This is a genomic window from Nocardia kruczakiae NBRC 101016, from assembly GCF_001612965.1.
Lineage (GTDB): Bacteria > Actinomycetota > Actinomycetes > Mycobacteriales > Mycobacteriaceae > Nocardia > Nocardia kruczakiae.
On record NZ_BDBL01000022.1, the window covers coordinates 99,040 to 115,580 of the forward strand.

Consider the following 16,541-nt stretch of genomic DNA (forward strand, 5'->3'; position numbering starts at 1 on the left):
CCGGGCCGGCCGACGAGCGCACCCCGGGTGCGGCGATGAGCGCGGTACTGGCCGCGTTCCGCGAGGCGTATGCGAATGCGCTTCGGCTGCACATGGATTCACCCACCCAGAACACGCTCGCCGAAGGGTACGAACTCGGCCGGCGCGCACTGGTCGAGGGCGTGAGCATTCTTGATCTCACCGAGCACCACTTCCGGCTGCTCGACGAACAAGGCCTGATCGCCGGCCCCGCGGCGCAGCAACTCGACGGTGATGCCGCGCAGCGCGCGCAGGCGGCGCTGGAATTCCTGCTGCAAACCCTCGCCGCGCTCGATGTCGCCACCCGCGGCTTTCTCGACAGCACCCGCAGCTACGAATTGCAGCGGCTGCGCGCGGAAGACCTCGAGGGCCGCGACGCCTTCCGCACCGCCCTGGTGGAGTCGCTGCAGGACGGCTTCTTCGTCGCGGCCGACGACGGAACCATCACCGAGGTCAATTCGGCCTTCGGCGCGCTGACCGGATACGGGCCCGACTCCGTCCCCTACCCGCTGCCGCATCCGTGGACCGACGACGAAACGGCCACGCACTATCCGGCGCTGGGCACCGAGGCCGCCCGATTCGTGATGCCGGCCCGCCACCGCGACGGGCGGCGGGTGTGGCTGGCGGTGAGTACGTCGTCGCTGCGCAATCCGGAAGACGACGAGCGGCTCTTCGTCGGCACCATCCGCGACGTCACCGCCGAACACGACGCCCAGGCCCGCGACCAGGCGGTATCGCTGCTGGCCACCGCCGTCGGCGCCGCCACCACGGTGGCCGAGGTGCTGTCGGTGGGGCTCGAGGAACTGCGCCGGGCCATCGGCGCGGAAACCGCCGTGGTGTCGATGTGGGCGAATCGACAGACCGCACCGGAGTTGTACGTTTCGGGCCCGGTGGCCGGCGGCGACGCCGTCTCGCGTCAGGTCATCGACGCGCGGGCGCGGGCGCTGCTGGACCGCACCCGGATGCGGCCGCATCGCGCCATGTTCGCCATCCCCGAAGGCGCGGCGAGTTCCGAGGGCATCGTGGCGCCGCTGGGCGAAACCGGTGACGCCGCACTGTGGGTGCGCTTCGCCGCGCCGCGGGCGATCAGCTCCGGTGACTGGGCGCTGTTCTCGCTGCTGGTCGGCCACCTCAGCCTGGCCGTGCAGCGCGCCCGCAACTTCGACCAGGCCCGCTCGACCTCGCTGACGTTGCAGCGGGCCATGCTGGGGCCACTCGAACTGCCGCCCGGATTCGCGGTGCACTACGAACCGGCACTCCCCCCGCTCGAGATCGGCGGCGACTGGTACGACGTGGTGCAGTTGCGCGACGGCACCCTGGGCATCGTGGTCGGCGACTGTGTCGGCCGCGGCCTGTCGGCGGCGGTAGTGATGGGCCAATTGCGCACCGCCGCACAGGCTTTGCTGCTACGCGGCGCCGGGCCCGCCCAGCTGCTGGCCGAACTGGACGCGGTGGCCGCCCGCATCCCCGGCGCCATGTGCACGACGGTCTGCGCCGCCATCCTCGATCCCGCGCGCGGGCTGGTGCGGTACTCCAGCGCTGGGCATATGCCGCCCGTGCTGGCATCGCCCGGGCAGACCGGCCGGCTGCTCGAAGGCGGGCGCGCGGTACCGCTGGCCACCTTCGACACCCCGAACCGGCCCGAGGCGACCACCGCGATCGAACCCGGTTCGACACTGGTGTTGTTCACCGACGGCCTGGTCGAGCAGCGCGGAATCGACATCGACATCCGGTTCGATCAGATCGCCGACGAATTGTCCGGCGCCGCAACGCATCTGCCGCGCGAGGTGGCCGACGCGGTGCTCTCGCGGTTGCGCCCCGACGCCGGCTACGACGACGATATCGCGATGGTGGTCTACCGCCAGCCGCCGCAGCCGCTGCATCTGGACATCCCCGCCGAACCCGCGCGGCTGTCGGGTGTGCGCCGCGCGCTGACGTCGTGGCTGTCCGCGGCCGCCGTCGGCCACGACCTCGCCGCCGATCTGGTCGCCGCCGCCAACGAGGCCTGCACGAACAGTATCGAGCACGCTTATGCCCCCGGCGCTTCCGGCCACGTGACCCTCACCGCCGCCCATGTGCGCGGCGCGGTCTGCCTCGAGATCGTCGACACCGGGACGTGGCGCCCGCAGCCCGAGGATCCGGGCACCCGCGGCCGCGGGCTGTCCATGATGCGCGCCCTCACCGACGAGGTGGAGATCGAGCAGACCGATGCCGGCACGCGGGTGCGGTTGACCGCGAAGCTGCCGCTGGTGACGTTCTCGGCGGCGAGCAGGGTCTGACTCAGTCCGTCGACGGTAACGCGTCGCGCGTCTCGATTCCGAGGAGTCCGAGGGCGAAGTCGGCGTACTCGGTGGCGATCTGCTCGGGACTCGCGGGCCCGTCGAGCCGGAACCACTGCGGCAACGACGTGCACATCGTGGCGATCGCCCGGCCGGCGACACGCGCATGTGCGGCAGGCAGGTCCGCCTCGGCCAGGGCGGTGTCGATGTCCGCGTCGAGCAGATACTGAATCTCGTTGCGGGATGCGGTGATTCGTCGGCGATTGTCCGGCGTGAGACTGCGCATCTCGCTCGCGCCGATGAAGGCCAGCTCGCGGCGGTGGGTGTGGAACAGGGCGAGGGCCTCGACCACGCGGATCAGGCGGTCGCGGCCACCCGCGGCCTCGCCGCGCGCTGCCCTGGTGCGCCAATGCAATTCGTCCATCGTGAGGTCGAGCGCGCGGACGAGAAGTTCCTGTTTGTCGCGGTAGTGGTGATAGACGCCGGGCACGCTCATCTTGGCGCGGTGGGCGATCGACCGCATGGTCGCACCGTGATATCCGGTCTCGACGAAGGAATCGATCGCGGCGGCCAGGACCGGATCGATGTCCAGTGGCGGGAATTCGCGCCAGGCACGGGTGGCGTCCCGCTCGTGCGCACCGCTCGGTCGCAGGCGCGGACGGGACGGCCGCGGCGCGGGAGATTCGTCGATCAGCCAGGCGACCGTGGTGTCGAGCGCCGCGGCCAAGGCACGCAGCCGGGTGATCGAGACGCCGGTCTTGTCGTTCTCGACCGCGCTGAGGGTGGCCGGACTGACGCCGATCCGGTCCGCGGTCGCGCGCAGCGACAGCCCGGCATCGGTTCTCGCCTGCCGTACCCGGCCGCCCACACCGTGTCGATCCCGCTCCGCACCGTTCATGATGTTCAGAATACCTGAACAGTAGCGCTGAGCGAAGAACACCGAATTGACAGGCTTTATCGTGACCTGCAAGTCTGCATGACAGGTGATTGCCGAGCGATCGTTCGGCGACTGAGATCGAGGAGTGGACGTGGCGATCGAGCTGTCCCTGCCGCCCGAGGTACACGAACTGACCGAACGTACCCGCGACTTCATCCGCGAGCGGGTGCTGCCGCTCGAGGATGCGCACGACGGCGACATCGCCGCGGCCGGTGGCGATAGGTTCCGCGTCGAACTGCAGCAGGCCGCGCGCGAGGCGGGAGTCTTCGCGCCGCACGCGCCGGTCGAATACGGCGGCCACGGTCTCGGAATGTCCGATCGCGCGCCCGTCTTCGAGGAGGCCGGCTATTCGCTGTTCGGCCCGACGGCACTGAATATCGCCGCACCCGACGAGGGCAATGTGCACATGCTCGCCCATATCGCGAACCCGGAGCAGAAGCAGCAGTATCTCGCGCCGCTCGCGCACGGCGATGTGCGGTCCGCCTTCGCGATGACCGAACCGGCGCCCGGCGCGGGATCGGATCCGTCGGCGCTGGCCACCCGCGCGGTCCGCGCCGACGGCGGATGGCGGATCAACGGCCGCAAATGGTTCATCACCGGCGCCGATGGCGCGGGATTCTTCATCATCATGGCCCGCACCTCGGGAGAGCCGGGTCAGCGCGGCGGCGCGACCATGTTCCTGGCGCCGGCCGATACTCCCGGCATCCGGGTCGGACGCCACCTCGACACGCTGGATCGCTCGATGGTCGGCGGACACTGCGAGGTCTTCTTCGAGGACCTGCTGGTTCCGGACGCGGCCGTTCTCGGCGAGGTCGACCGCGGCTTCGAATACGCCCAGGTCCGTCTCGGCCCGGCCCGCATGACGCACGTGATGCGCTGGCTCGGCGCCGCCCGCCGCGGACACGACGTCGCGGTCGCGCACGTGGCCCGCCGCGAGGGTTTCGGTTCGCGCCTCGGCGACCTCGGCATGGTGCAGAAGATGATCGCCGACAACGAAATCGATATCGCCGCCACCCGCGCGCTGCTGACCCGCGCGTGCTGGGAACTCGACCGCGGCGAGCCGGCCGCCAACGCCACCTCGATCGCGAAAACCTTTGCCGCCGAGGCCATTTTCCGGATCGTCGACCGCAGTATGCAGATGTGCGGCGGCCTCGGTGTTTCCGGCGATCTGCCGCTGGCGCGGCTGTCGCGTGAGGTGCGGCCCTTCCGTATCTACGACGGACCGTCCGAGGTTCATCGGTGGGCGATCGCCAAGCGTGCCGTCGGCGCCGCCAAGCGCGCATTGCGAGACGCCGAATGAGCCTGCCCGGAATGGATGTGCCCGCGCTCGAGCGGTTCCTGGCCGAGCAGGGCGTCGACGTGCGCGGTGAGCTGCGCGTGGAGTTGATCAGCGGCGGCCGGTCGAATCTGACCTTCGTCGCCTCCGACGAGGTGTCGAGGTGGGTGGTGCGCCGCCCGCCGGTCGCGGGGCTCACCCCGTCCGCGCACGATATGGCCCGCGAGTTCACGGTGACCCACGCCTTGCGCGAATCGGCGGTACCCGTGGCGAAGACGGTCGCCTTCGACGCCGACGGGGCCGCACTCGGCGCGCCGATGACCGTCGTGGAGTTCGTCGACGGCACCGTGATCCGCGATCAGGACGATCTCGCCACCCTCACCGACACCCAGATCGACGCCGCCGTCGATGAACTGGTCCGGGTACTGGCCGAGCTGCACGCGGTGGATCCGGTCGCCGTCGGACTCGAAAAGTTCGGTCGCCCGGACGGATTCGTGACCCGGCAGGTCAATTTGTGGGCCTCCCAATGGGAACGGGTGAAGACCCGCGAACTTCCCGACGTCGCGACCCTGCACGCCGCCCTGGCCGAGGCGGTGCCGGACCGGTCGGCGGCCTCGATCGTGCACGGCGACTTCCGCATCGACAACACCATTCTCGATGCGCGCGATCCCGGCCGGGTCCGCGCCGTCGTCGACTGGGAGCTGTCCACCCTCGGCGATCCGCTCACCGATGTGGCGTTGATGTGCGTGTACCGGGCACCGATCTTCGATCTGGTGCTCGGTTCGCCGGCCGCGTGGACCAGCCACCGCATGCCCGGCGCCGACGATCTCGCCCAGGCCTACGCCACGGCCTCGGGCCGTGATCTCGGCGATTGGGGTTTCTATCTCGCATTGGCCAATTTCAAGCTCGGCGTGATCGGGGAGGGCATCACCCACCGCGCGCTGCGGGGCTCGGATGCCGGCTCCGCCGCCGAACGCGCGGCCGAGGCGACACCGGAGTTCATGGCCGCCGGGCTGCGCGCACTGAAAGGAGTCCGGAAGTGACCGGAAATCGTAAGTCCGCCTTGATCAGCGGGGCGTCCCGCGGTATCGGGCTCGGCATCGCGAACCGCCTTGCCGAACAAGGCTATTCGCTCACCGTCACCGCCCGCGATGCCGCACGCCTCGACGAGGTCGCCGCACAGCTGCGGTCGGCCGGCGCGGCGGACGTCGTCGCCGTGGCCGCCGACATGTCCGATACCGACGGCGTCGACCGGGTGGTGGCCGAGCACGCGAACCGGTTCGGCACCCTGTCGGCGCTGATCCTCAACGCGGGCGTCGGCACCGCAGGTCCGCTCGCCGACACCTCGATGCGGCGCTTCGACAAAACCCTCGCGGTCAATCTGCGTGCGCCGTTGCAACTCATCCAGGGCGCGCTGCCGATGCTGCGCGCCGCCGCGGCGGCCGCACCGGATCGCGGCGCGAAAGTGATTGCGCTGTCGTCGATCACCGGCGTCTACGCCGAAGCCGGACTCGCCGTCTACGGCGCGGCCAAGGCAGCGCTCATCTCCCTGATCGCCACCCTCAACGCCGAGGAATCGGGTAATGGCATCAGCGCCACCACCCTCGCTCCCGGATATGTCGACACCGATATGAGCGCCTGGATCCACGACCGCATCCCGCCGGAGCAGATGCTCGCCGTCGGCGACATCGTCGAAATGGTCGATGCCCTGCTGCGGCTGTCGTCGCGAGCGGTGGTCCCGAACATCGTGCTGTCCCGCGCGGGAACCGACGCCTACCGCGCATAGCGACCTGCCTGCCGCCGGATTCCGGTCCGGCGGCAGAATTCGACGGATGGAGCGGACTTTCGAGGAATTGCTCGACGACGCCGCGGCGGCTCCGGTGGACGGCTGGGGTTTCGAGTGGCTGGACGGGCGGGCGACCGAACAGCGGCCGTCGTGGGGCTATCAGCGGCTGATGAGCGCGCGTCTGGCGACCGCGACGGCGGCGCTGGACCTCGAGACCGGCGGCGGCGAAGTTCTCGCCGAGGCCGACATCTTCCCACCGACGATGGCGGCGACCGAATCGTGGCCGCCGAATGCCGCCGCGGCGACCGCGCGGTTGCATCCACGCGGGGCCGTGGTGGTCGCGACCGCCGACGACGCGCCGCTGCCGTTCGCCGACGCCGCCTTCGATCTGGTGACCAGCCGGCATCCGGCCGTGGTGCGGTGGGAGGAAATCGCCCGGGTGTTGCGGCCCGGCGGGACCTACTTCGCCCAGCACGTGGGACCCGCGAGCGCCTTCGAACTGATCGAATACTTCCTCGGACCGCAACCCGAGGCCCGGCGCCGCCGCCACCACGACGACGAAGCGGCCGCCGCGCGAGCCGCGGGACTGCGGATCGCCGAACTGCGCCACGAACGACTGCGGATGGAATTCTTCGATATCGGAGCGGTCGTGTACTTCCTGCGCAAGGTGATCTGGCTCGTCCCCGGATTCACCGTCGAGCGCTATCACGACCGGCTGCGGGAGCTGGACGACCTGATCCGGCGGGAGGGGCCGTTCGTCGCTCACTCCTCGCGCACGCTGTTCGACGCCGTCAAGCCCTGAACCGGCGGAGAGCTGGTACCCCAGCGGCACCGTCTCGGAAATTAGCTGCAAATACGCCGCGGCCGGCGCGGAGGATGGCGGCATTCCACACGCCAGCGCGCCGACGCTCGCCGTCGCCAGCGAGCGTTCGCTCCACCCGAGGAGCGGACACGACGCGGCGATGTAGATGACCTCACTGCCCTGCCCGGGGCAAGGCCGCCGTTCGCAAGATCAACGGAAAACCGCCCGTCACGTCGAGAATGCCCCGGCAGATCCCAGCAAACCGCACCGGACGAGCGAAGGCGTCAACCTCCGGACACGGGTTTGCCCGCTTTCGCGATCGGGAAATACCTTCTGAGTTTGCTAGGTATTCGCGGGTCTGTCCGCGAGAGGTACAGCGGCGGAACGAACCGGCGTGCGGACACCATGTCGCCGGTGGTTCCGGATTGCGGACACGCGAGGAGGACTGCCATGTCTTTTCTGGCCCTCGGCTTTTTACGCACAGAGGTCTCACGCCTGCACCAGGAATGGGATGCGGCGCAGATCCGTTGTGTGGCAAGACGTCTGGGATACAAGCTCTCGGAAACGGTCGCCTTCGGCGATCGCACCGACAATCCGGTGCAGTTCCTGATCGGCGCGGCGATCACCCACGATGCCGAAGCGGTGATCGTGCCCAGTCTCGACCACTTCCCGGACGGCATCGTCCCGGCCGAACTCGTCGAGGTCACCGACGTGATCACCGTCAGGCCGGAACGCACCTACGCGCGCTGGCCCTTGGGCGAGCCACCCGGGGCGAACGGCGCGAACTGACTGCTCACGCCCGCTTCCGCCGCACCAGCCAGATCGCGGCGACCGCGCCCGCCGCGGTCACACCGATCGCCGGCAGTGGGATCTGCTTGACGACCTGCGCGGCCCGGTCCGCATTGTCCTGAGCGGAGCGGGCACCGCGATGCAGCCGTTCGCGGGTGCGACCGGGCACGTCGAGCTTGTCGCTGAGCGCCTGCACGGTGCGGCCCAGCTCCTCGCGCGTCAGATCGCGGTCGTAACGCAACGCTTCCGGATCGGAAGGGATGTTCATCGCCGAGTCCTCTCCTTGATGACGGCCACGTCTTCCCGGACGTTCGCGGCGGCCTGCTCGGGTATCGGCGGACTCCCCTTGCGGATGCTCGTCCGCCCGAGGAGACCGAAGACCCCGGCGACCACGGCAAGCGCTGCCGCCACGATCAACGCGGACGCCCACACGGGCAGCACCAGCGCCAAGCCCGTGATCGCGGCCGCGACCAGCGCGCCGAGGACGGCAAGCCCCAGCACGGCGGCCACGCCGAGCATCCCCGCACCGGCTCCCAGCCGCTTCGCCTTACCCTGCGCCTCGACGACCGCCAGTTTCGCCTCTTCGCGCACCAGCCGGCTCAGTTGCTCCGTGGTCGTGCCGACCAGTTCGGCCACCGACGCCGTCTCCGGCGCTCGGCCGTTCTCGATATGCGACATCTGACCCACCACTCCTCCGGGCACCGATCGAATCGGGCGAACTCGCTCCGCCCGCGAGCGAACCGCCTCTCCGGTTATTGCTCGCGATACCCGCGAAATCCGGGGCGACACCTCCTCCGGTGCGCGCGGGCGACGAATTCGCGTGCGGCGGGCGGTTAACTCCTTGCGCCGGAAAGCAATTGCCCGGCCGGAGAGAGCCACGAGTACCCAGCAGGTAGATTGACAACCGTGACCAATACTTCCGGAGACGCGTATCCCCTCGCCGACGCGATGACCACCTCGGTCAGCGTGCACGACGATGCGACCGTGCTCACGGTGGCCGGCGAGGTCGACCTGGCGACCGCTCCCGCACTGGAGAGTGCGATCGAGGCGACCCTCGGCGGTAAACCCGCGGCACTGATCATCGACCTGTTGCAGGTGAGTTTCCTGGCCTCGGCCGGAATGGCCGCGCTGGTGGCCGCCCATCAGCGGGCCGGCTCCGCGACGAGCATCGTCCTGGTCGCCGAGGGACCGGCCACGAGCAGACAGCTCAAACTGACCAATCTCGATCAGGTGTTCGCCCTGCACCCCACCCTCGATGCCGCGCTCGCGGCGCTGCACCAGGGCTGAGCGGAGACGGCCGGCAGACCGGAGCGGACTGCCGGCCGGACCGATCAGACCAGCTCGCGCAGCTGTTCGATCAGCTTCACCCGTTCCCCCGCGGTCGCGGCCAGCGGCACCACGTTGAGGACCGTGACACCGGCCTCCCGGAACGCCGCCACCCGCTCCTTGACGAAGCCCGCCGAACCGATCAGCGAGATGTCGCGCACCAGCTCGTCGGGTACGACCTTGGCGGCCTCGTCCTTCTTACCGGCCAGATACAGTTCCTGAATGCGGTCAGCCTCGGCGCCGTACCCGTACTGCGTGGCCAGCGAGTGGTAGAAGTTCTTGCTCTTGGCGCCCATACCGCCGATGTAGAGCGCCAGATGCGGTTTGACGAACTCTCGCAGCGGCTCCACATTGTCGCCGATCGCCAGCGCCGGTCCGGCGTAGATGTCGAGGTCGCCGAGCTCCGGATCGCGTTTCGCGGTGCCGGCGGCCAGCGCCTCACCCCACACGTCGCGGGCCTTCTCGGGCAGGAAGAAGATCGGCTGCCAGCCCTCGGCCAGTTCCGCCGCCAACTGCACGTTCTTCGGCCCCAGCGCGGCCAGCAGCACCGGGATGCGGTCGCGCACCGGGTGGTTGATCAGCTTGAGCGGCTTGCCCAGCCCGGTGCCGCGTTCGGCGGGCAGCGGGATCGTGTAGTACTTGCCCTGATATTCGAGGCGTTCGCGCCGCCACACCTTGCGGCAGATCTCCACGACCTCGCGCGTGCGGCCGATCGGCGCGTCGTAGGGCACGCCGTGGAACCCCTCGATGACCTGCGGTCCCGAGGCGCCCAGGCCGAGGACGTAGCGGCCGTCGGAGACGTAGTCCAGACCCGCCGCGGTCATCGCCGTCAGCGTGGGCGTGCGGGTGTAGAGCTGCAGAATGCCCGAGGCCAGCTGCACCCGCTCGGTCTTGGCCGCCAGATAGCCCAGTCCACTCACCGCGTCGTAGGAGTAGGCCTCGGGCACGAAGACGATGTCCAGCCCGGCTTGTTCCAGGTCGGCAACCTCGGCCGCGACCTCCTTGAAGCCCCCCGCATAGTTGATGCCCAACCCGATCCGCATCTTATGCAACTCCGTTCATATGCAACTAGTTGCAGTGAGGTTATCGCACTGCACCACCCGTCACAAACCGCGATCCGCGACCACGGCCGGGGTGGCCTCGGGTTCCATCCTGCACACCGCCCGCACGCCCTCCGCGACAGGGCCGCGCGGCCCGCTCGATGACCGGTCGCGCGGCCCGGTACGGTTATCGGCGTACCGCACGCCGATTCCTCGAAACGGGAGGCCCCGCAGCATGTCTCAGGACACCGCATCGTCGCCGGACACCACGACGTTCGGAGAGTCGACGATCGGCCGCTACCTGGACGATCTGGCCGCCAAGATCCCCGCCCCCGGCGGCGGTGCGGTCGCGGCGCTGCATGCCGCCCAGGGAGCCGCCCTGGTGGCGATGGTGGCCCGCTACACCACCCGCGCCAAGGATGCCGACAACCGCCCGGCGATCGATCGGATCATCGCGGCCGCCGACGCCGCGCGGGAGCGTGCGCTGGCTCTCGCCGACGCCGACGCCACCGCCTTCACCGCGGTCGGGGCGGCCTACAAACTGCCCAAGGACACCGACGAGCAGACCGCGGCCCGCAAGGAGGCGATCGCCTCGGCACTGCTGCAGGCCGCGCGGGTGCCGGCCGCGGTGGTCGCCGAAGCCGACGAGGTGCTCTCGCTGGCCGCGGATCTGCTGCCGATCGGCAATCCGAACGTGGTCACCGACATCGGCGCCGCCGCCGATGCCGCCCGCTCCGCCGCCGCCAGTTCACAGTTGAATATCGCCATCAACGTCGCCTCGCTCGGCGACCACGAGGCCGAGGAGTTCGCGCCCGCGCTGCAGCGCATCGAGGAGATCTTCGCCCGCGCGGACGCGCTGCACACGGACGTTCTCGCTGCCGTCGTCGGCTGATCGCATTACCACACCCCTCGGCTAAACCTGGTTTGCCACACCGTAACTGTCGTTACGAAGCGAAAACTATTCCGGCGACCATGATCATCCGGAACTAGGATCGAGGTCCTGATACGCAAACCACCTGAGGGGGTGGAGCCATGAGGAACATGATGCGTCATTTGTTCCTGGCGACAGTCATCGCAGTACTGGCCGCAGTCACCACGGGCACCGCGGCAGCGGTGCTGGCCACACCACAGACCACATCCGTGGCCTCGATTTCACCGGGCAACGGCGCCGTCGTCGGAATCGCCCATCCGATCACCGTCCGATTCAGCGCACCCGTCACCGATCGCGCCCGCGCCGAACGGTCCGTGCACGTCGGCTCGCAGGCCGGTTCGTTCTCCTGGACCAACGACAGGGAACTGGTCTGGAACTCCACCGGATACCTGCCGGCCGATGCGCGATTCACCGTGACCGCGGGCAACGCCCGGTCCGAATTCCGGACCGACGGCGGCACCAGCGCCGATGCCGACATGTCGGCGCACACGTTCACCGTGTTCATTCCCGGACAGGCGCCGCGGGTCATGCCCGCCTCGATGGGTAAGCCCGGACGCGAGACCCCGGTCGGCACCTTCCCCGTGATGGAGAAGGACCGCACCATCATCTTCGACTCGCGCACCATCGGCATTCCGCTCGACGACCCGGAGGGCTACTACCTGACCGGCGAATTCGCCGAACGGCTCACCTCGGGCGGCGTCTTCGTGCATTCGGCGCCGTGGTCGGTCGGCCAGCAGGGTAATTCCAATGTCAGCCACGGCTGCATCAACCTGGCCCCCGCCGACGCCGAGTGGTACTACGACAACGTGAGCGTGGGCGATCCGGTGACCACCCACTGGTGATCAACGCGTCGCTTCGGCCGCCTCCACCACGTGCCGCATCAGCAGCGCGGTGGTGACCGGTCCGACACCGCCGGGCACCGGACTCAGTGCCGCTGCCCGGCCTTCCACCGAGCCGGCGTCGACGTCGCCGACGATGCCACCGTCGGGTCCCTCGTTGGTTCCCACGTCGATGACCACCGCGCCCTCGCGCACGTGATCACCACCGATCAGTCCGGCTCGCCCGGCCGCCGCGACCACGATATCGGCGGCCGAGGTGACCGCCGGCAGGTCGGTGGTCCGCGAATGGCACACCGTCACCGTCGCGTTCTCCGCCAGCAGCAGCTGTGCCAAAGGTTTGCCGACCACGTTCGACCGGCCGACGACCGCGACATGCCGGCCCGACAGCGCGATGTCGTGATGCTTGGCCAGCTCCACCACCGCCTGTGAGGTAGCCGGCGGAAATCCGGGCAGTCCCGCGGCGAGCAGTCCCAGCGACAGCGGGCTGACGCCGTCGACGTCCTTGGCCGCGGCGATGGCCGAACTCACGTCGTTGAGTTCCACACCGGCGGGCAACGGCGTCTGCAACATCACCGCGTGCACCGCCGGGTCCTCGCTGAGTTCCGCCAGCGCGACGCGAATCTCCGCAGCGCTCGCCTGCGCGCCGAGATCGTTTGTCTCGCAGTCGATTCCGAGGCGTCCGGCCGCGCGCTGCAACGAGTTGACATACCACCCACTGGCCGGATCGTCGTTGGCCACCACCAGCACCAGACGGGGGGCGGCCCCGGCTTCGGCCAGTGCGGCGGCGCGGTTCTTCGTCTCGGCGTTGAGGTCGGCGGCGAGTTGTTTCCCGGTCAGCGGTAAGGTGTCCACCCGGCCACCCTATCGGGCCGCGCACCTGCGCCGACGGCCGCCGCCACCCGCGCGAATACCGACTGGAGCGGGGGTAAATCCGGGGCCCGCACCGATTCGGGTCGTATGGTGGGCACGGCTGTGCCCACGCCCCACCCACCCACGCGGGATCCCGCTCGCCCGGAAAGGTGACAACTGCAGTGAACATCGCCAGACATGTGAAACATCTTCTCGTCGCGGCCTCGGCGGCCGCGCTGCTGGCCGGACCGCTCACCACGACGGCCACGGCCGCCGACGGACCCGCGCCGCTGTACAACTCGGCGCAGGAGAACTTCGTCAACGGCAACGACGCGGCAGGTCTCGCCGATCTGCGCTCGCTGCTGGACGGCACCCCCGACGACGCGCAGGCGCTCGCCCTGCAGGGCATCTGGTCGGACTACACCGGCGATCTGCTCACCCGCGAAGCCGCGTTCAACCGGCTGGCGGCCATCGACCCCGGCATGGCTCAGGGGGCCCGCAACCTCATCGGAGCCATCGGCGCGGCCGTGGGCACCCTGCCCAATCCGCTGCCTGCGCTGGTCGGCCCGCAGACCGGCATCGTGGTGCTCGGTTACGGGCTGCTACCCGACGGCAGCCTGCGCCCCGAACTGGTCAACCGGCTCACCGCCGCGTGGTTGCAGGCGATCGCGGCGCCGATGTCGCCGATCGTGGTAACCGGCGGCAACCCGCAGAACGGCGTGCCGGAGGCGGCCGCGATGGCGGGGTGGCTGATCGGCCACGGCATTCCGGCCTCCCGTGTGCTGGTCGAGGACCGCGCCAACTCGACCGTGCAGAACGCACTGTTCAGCAGCCAGATGCTGCGAGACGCCGGCGCGACCAGTGCGGTCGTGGTCACCTCACCGAACCACATCCGCCGCGCAGTGGCCGATTTCATCGTCGCCGGCACCCGCGTGGTCGGGGCGATGACCTCGCTCGACCAGCTGGTGTCGCAGCTGCCGCCGCCGAGCAAGACCGCACAACGCGGCATCTATCTCGACGCGACCCGCACCTTCCTGCTGCCGTCGGCCCGCTGACCGGCGCTCGCGCACGGAAAATCGTGGTTGACGCCGTGCCGACAATGATGGGGTGATCGACCCCGAATCCGAAGAATCCGGCGACGCGATCGTGACGGATCTGCGCCGCGCCGGATGCGTCTTCGCCGAGGAGGAAGCGGCCTTGCTCCGGCAGGCCGCCTCCTCACCCGGCGAGCTCTCCGCACTCGTCGCCCGCCGCGTCGACGGCATACCGCTGGAATATCTGGTCGGCTGGGCCGACTTTCGCGGCGTCCGGGTGGCACTCGACCCCGGCGTCTTCGTGCCGCGGCAGCGCACCGCGTTCCTGATCGACGAGGCGCTCGAACGCACCGCGGCCCGGCCGGGTGATCGGCGCACCGTGGTCGACATGTGTTGTGGCTCCGGCGCATTGGGCCTGGCGGCGACGACCGCTCTGCGCGCCGGTGGGGTGGACGTCGAGCTGGTCGCCACCGATATCGACACCGTCGCGGTCGCGTGTGCGCGGCGCAATCTGGAACCGCTGGGGGCCCAGGTGTTTCAGGGCGACCTGTTCGCCGCCCTGCCCGGCGAACTGATCGGACGCGTGGATCTGCTCCTGGCCAACACCCCGTATGTGCCGACGGCGATGATCGCCCGGATGCCGCCGGAAGCCCGCGACCACGAACCCCGCACCGCCCTCGACGGCGGCGAGGACGGACTCGACGTGCTGCGCCGCGTCGCCGATGCCGCCGGGCGGTGGCTGACGGCCGGCGGCTGGATGCTGGTCGAGATCGGCACCGCCCAGATCGACACCGCGACCGCGATCGTCGCGGCAGCGGGGCTGCGGCCCGCGATCGCGGAATCGTCCGACTACGGCGCGACCGTGGTGTGCGGAACCAGGACACCCGCCGGCTGAGCGGCGAGAGCTAGCTGCCGATGCCGCGGCGGAGGTCGTCGGCCGTCGTCAACCGCGCCCGCACCTGCGCCAGATCCGCCTCGAGCGCACCGAGATCCGGCCGGGTTGCCGCCGTGGCATAGTCGGCGACACCCGCCTCGACCGCCGCCACCGCGCGTTCGGCCTGTGCCCGCTGCGCGGTCCGCGCGTCGGGACGCAGCATCGAGATCGCGACCAGGTGGTCGTCGAGAGCCAGTGCCGACTGCTCCAGATCGGCCCGGAGGGTGACCGTTGCCGCCGTGTCGTACGCGGTCACCGCGCGCAACGCCGTCATCGCGTCGCGCAGGCGGCGGTGCAGGCGGGCCTCGGGGTCATGCGATCGAGCCCACGCGGCCGGGGCGCGGGTGGCCGTGCCCGGCACCACCTGATTCTCGGCGGCGATACGGCGGCGCTGATGCGCCAGGGCCACCGCGCCGGCCGCGACCGCCCCGCCCACGATCAGCAGGAGGGCCAGCACGAGCAGTAGCAGCACGAACATGTCAGCTCCCGTGATGGACGACGGTGGTGTGGCCGGTGCTGTGATGGTGGGTTCCGCCGCCGCCGTGCCACATCGAGAAGGCGACGACCGCGCCGATGATCAGCAGCGTGACGACCGTGACGAAGGCGGCGAGTTTGACCTTGCTCCACGGCCGCTGCCCGACGACCTCACCGGTCAGGCCGTTGATGTAGACCCGGAACGGGGTGTTCGCGTAGACCACGGTCAGCAGCCAGATCGGCAGCAGAATGTGCTTGTACGCCAGCGAATTCCAGCTCGACCGCAGATCGTGCACGCGCTGGCGGTCGCCGCCGATGTCCGCGCGCACGGTCTGCTCGATGACCTTCTCCATCCGGGCGCGGGCGACCGGGAACATCTGCTCGGCGTCGCGATCGTAGGTGCGGGCCAGATGCCCGGCGACGTACTCCGGCGAATAGCCGGTGGCCTCCGCGACCGGCCACGGTTCGAGTTCGGCCACGCGTGCGCTGTCGTCGATGTCGTTGGCGAGGATCGGCAGATCGTCGAACCGGTTGCCGACCTCACCCATCGCCGGATACCAGCGAATTTCGGTGCGGCTCTTCCACTCTCCGTCGTCCCAGTAGCGTTCGGTGTACTCCTCGCCGCGCTCACCGCGATACCACGTGTGCACGTCGGCGTCGTAGGTGAAATAGGCGTGGTAGACGCTGGCCAGCGAACCGAGCCGCTTGTACTTCTTGAACGCGGTCGGGGCGAACCACCGTCCGGAGACCCACTTCTCGACGCGTTCGCGCGCGGCCTTCTCGTCGACGCGGAACGGGACGACACCGTCCACCGGCAACCGGGCGGGAGCATTGTGCACGTCGTCGCGCTGGATCGGCGTGGCACAGTAGGGGCAGCGGGTCGCGGTCAGACTGCCGACGAACGTGGTTGTGCCACCGCAATTCTGGCACTTCACCTCTCGTTCCCCGGTGACCTCCGGCCCGGTGGTCACGGCCTGCAGCGCACGCAACTCCCCCATCGCCTGCCGCAGATCCCGCGCGACGACCGGCGCCCGCGGCGCCGACAGCGGCGAGTGGTTTCCGCAACTGGGACACCGCAACTGCTGCGAGGCGATATCGAACACCAGCTGTCCGCCACAGGCCGTACAGGGGTAGGTGCGAGTGAGCTCGGTCCGATGCAGCATCGCCGGATCCGCGGAACCCCGCGGCGCTATAGCAGGTGGCGACCCATCCTCGAAGCCGCCGGAC

General features: G+C 69.7%; 18 protein-coding genes. 11 read left to right on the top strand and 7 right to left on the bottom strand.

Annotated features, from left to right (window positions below):
- Positions 1-35: 35 nt before the first annotated feature.
- Positions 36-2,297, top strand: coding sequence for a SpoIIE family protein phosphatase (locus NK1_RS16765; RefSeq protein WP_063009809.1), 2,262 nt, complete (start codon positions 36-38; stop codon positions 2,295-2,297).
- Position 2,298: 1 nt separating this feature from the next.
- On the opposite strand, the gene NK1_RS16770 is transcribed toward NK1_RS16765, so the two are convergent.
- Entirely contained in the window at positions 2,299-3,195 is an 897-nt protein-coding gene (locus tag NK1_RS16770; protein ID WP_063009692.1) for a TetR-type transcription factor C-terminal domain-containing protein, read from the bottom strand.
- Positions 3,196-3,325: 130 nt separating this feature from the next.
- Between NK1_RS16770 and NK1_RS16775 the strand changes: the two genes are divergently transcribed.
- The 5 genes from NK1_RS16775 (at position 3,326) to NK1_RS16795 (ending at position 7,887) form a co-directional block, all read left to right on the top strand.
- Positions 3,326-4,534 (top strand): acyl-CoA dehydrogenase family protein, encoded by a 1,209-nt coding sequence (locus tag NK1_RS16775; protein ID WP_063009811.1) that lies wholly within the window; start codon positions 3,326-3,328, stop codon positions 4,532-4,534.
- Entirely contained in the window at positions 4,531-5,553 is a 1,023-nt protein-coding gene (locus NK1_RS16780; protein WP_063009694.1) for a phosphotransferase family protein, read from the top strand. The genes NK1_RS16775 and NK1_RS16780 overlap by 4 nt, the downstream gene beginning before the upstream one ends.
- Positions 5,550-6,296 carry an SDR family NAD(P)-dependent oxidoreductase gene (locus tag NK1_RS16785; protein WP_063009696.1) on the top strand — a complete coding sequence of 249 codons (747 nt, stop codon included), beginning with the start codon at positions 5,550-5,552 and terminating at the stop codon, positions 6,294-6,296. The genes NK1_RS16780 and NK1_RS16785 overlap by 4 nt, the downstream gene beginning before the upstream one ends.
- 46 nt (positions 6,297-6,342) lie before the next feature.
- Positions 6,343-7,098, top strand: a complete 756-nt coding sequence (locus NK1_RS16790; RefSeq protein WP_063009698.1) for a methyltransferase domain-containing protein — start codon at positions 6,343-6,345, stop codon at positions 7,096-7,098.
- A 450-nt stretch (positions 7,099-7,548) separates the two neighbouring features.
- A complete protein-coding gene (locus tag NK1_RS16795; protein ID WP_063009700.1) occupies positions 7,549-7,887 on the top strand; it encodes a hypothetical protein in 339 nt (112 codons plus the stop codon).
- 4 nt (positions 7,888-7,891) lie between these two features.
- Here NK1_RS16795 and NK1_RS16800 read toward each other — a convergent pair whose 3' ends face one another.
- Together NK1_RS16800 and NK1_RS16805 are read right to left on the bottom strand one after the other, a co-directional pair.
- Complete coding sequence (locus NK1_RS16800; RefSeq protein WP_063009702.1) at positions 7,892-8,155, bottom strand: DUF3618 domain-containing protein; 264 nt, start codon at positions 8,153-8,155, stop codon at positions 7,892-7,894.
- Positions 8,152-8,565, bottom strand: coding sequence for a phage holin family protein (locus NK1_RS16805; RefSeq protein ID WP_063009704.1), 414 nt, complete (start codon positions 8,563-8,565; stop codon positions 8,152-8,154). Before NK1_RS16805 ends, NK1_RS16800 begins: the two co-directional genes overlap by 4 nt.
- 270 nt (positions 8,566-8,835) lie before the next feature.
- On the opposite strand from NK1_RS16805, the gene NK1_RS16810 reads away from it, so the two are divergent.
- Positions 8,836-9,174 (top strand): STAS domain-containing protein, encoded by a 339-nt coding sequence (locus NK1_RS16810; protein ID WP_030517651.1) that lies wholly within the window; start codon positions 8,836-8,838, stop codon positions 9,172-9,174.
- 44 nt (positions 9,175-9,218) lie between these two features.
- On the opposite strand, the gene NK1_RS16815 is transcribed toward NK1_RS16810, so the two are convergent.
- Complete coding sequence (locus NK1_RS16815; protein ID WP_063009706.1) at positions 9,219-10,256, bottom strand: LLM class F420-dependent oxidoreductase; 1,038 nt, start codon at positions 10,254-10,256, stop codon at positions 9,219-9,221.
- 232 nt (positions 10,257-10,488) lie between these two features.
- Here NK1_RS16815 and NK1_RS16820 point away from each other — a divergent pair, with 232 nt between their 5' ends.
- Positions 10,489-11,145, top strand: a complete 657-nt coding sequence (locus tag NK1_RS16820; RefSeq protein ID WP_063009708.1) for a cyclodeaminase/cyclohydrolase family protein — start codon at positions 10,489-10,491, stop codon at positions 11,143-11,145.
- 140 nt (positions 11,146-11,285) lie between these two features.
- Positions 11,286-12,026: a L,D-transpeptidase gene (locus tag NK1_RS16825; protein ID WP_063009709.1), complete on the top strand. Its 741-nt coding sequence runs from the start codon at positions 11,286-11,288 to the stop codon at positions 12,024-12,026.
- Here NK1_RS16825 and NK1_RS16830 read toward each other — a convergent pair whose 3' ends face one another.
- Complete coding sequence (locus NK1_RS16830; protein ID WP_063009711.1) at positions 12,027-12,875, bottom strand: bifunctional 5,10-methylenetetrahydrofolate dehydrogenase/5,10-methenyltetrahydrofolate cyclohydrolase; 849 nt, start codon at positions 12,873-12,875, stop codon at positions 12,027-12,029. It lies immediately after the preceding gene.
- Between the two features lie 179 nt (positions 12,876-13,054).
- On the opposite strand from NK1_RS16830, the gene NK1_RS16835 reads away from it, so the two are divergent.
- Complete coding sequence (locus tag NK1_RS16835; protein WP_063009713.1) at positions 13,055-13,927, top strand: YdcF family protein; 873 nt, start codon at positions 13,055-13,057, stop codon at positions 13,925-13,927.
- A 52-nt stretch (positions 13,928-13,979) separates the two neighbouring features.
- On the top strand, positions 13,980-14,801 hold the full coding sequence (locus tag NK1_RS16840; protein ID WP_245660591.1) for a putative protein N(5)-glutamine methyltransferase: 822 nt from the start codon (positions 13,980-13,982) through the stop codon (positions 14,799-14,801).
- 10 nt (positions 14,802-14,811) lie between these two features.
- Here NK1_RS16840 and NK1_RS34580 read toward each other — a convergent pair whose 3' ends face one another.
- Positions 14,812-15,318, bottom strand: coding sequence for a hypothetical protein (locus NK1_RS34580; RefSeq protein WP_063009715.1), 507 nt, complete (start codon positions 15,316-15,318; stop codon positions 14,812-14,814).
- A gap of 1 nt (position 15,319) precedes the next feature.
- Positions 15,320-16,477 carry a TFIIB-type zinc ribbon-containing protein gene (locus NK1_RS16850; protein ID WP_063906026.1) on the bottom strand — a complete coding sequence of 386 codons (1,158 nt, stop codon included), beginning with the start codon at positions 16,475-16,477 and terminating at the stop codon, positions 15,320-15,322.
- Positions 16,478-16,541 lie beyond the last annotated feature (64 nt).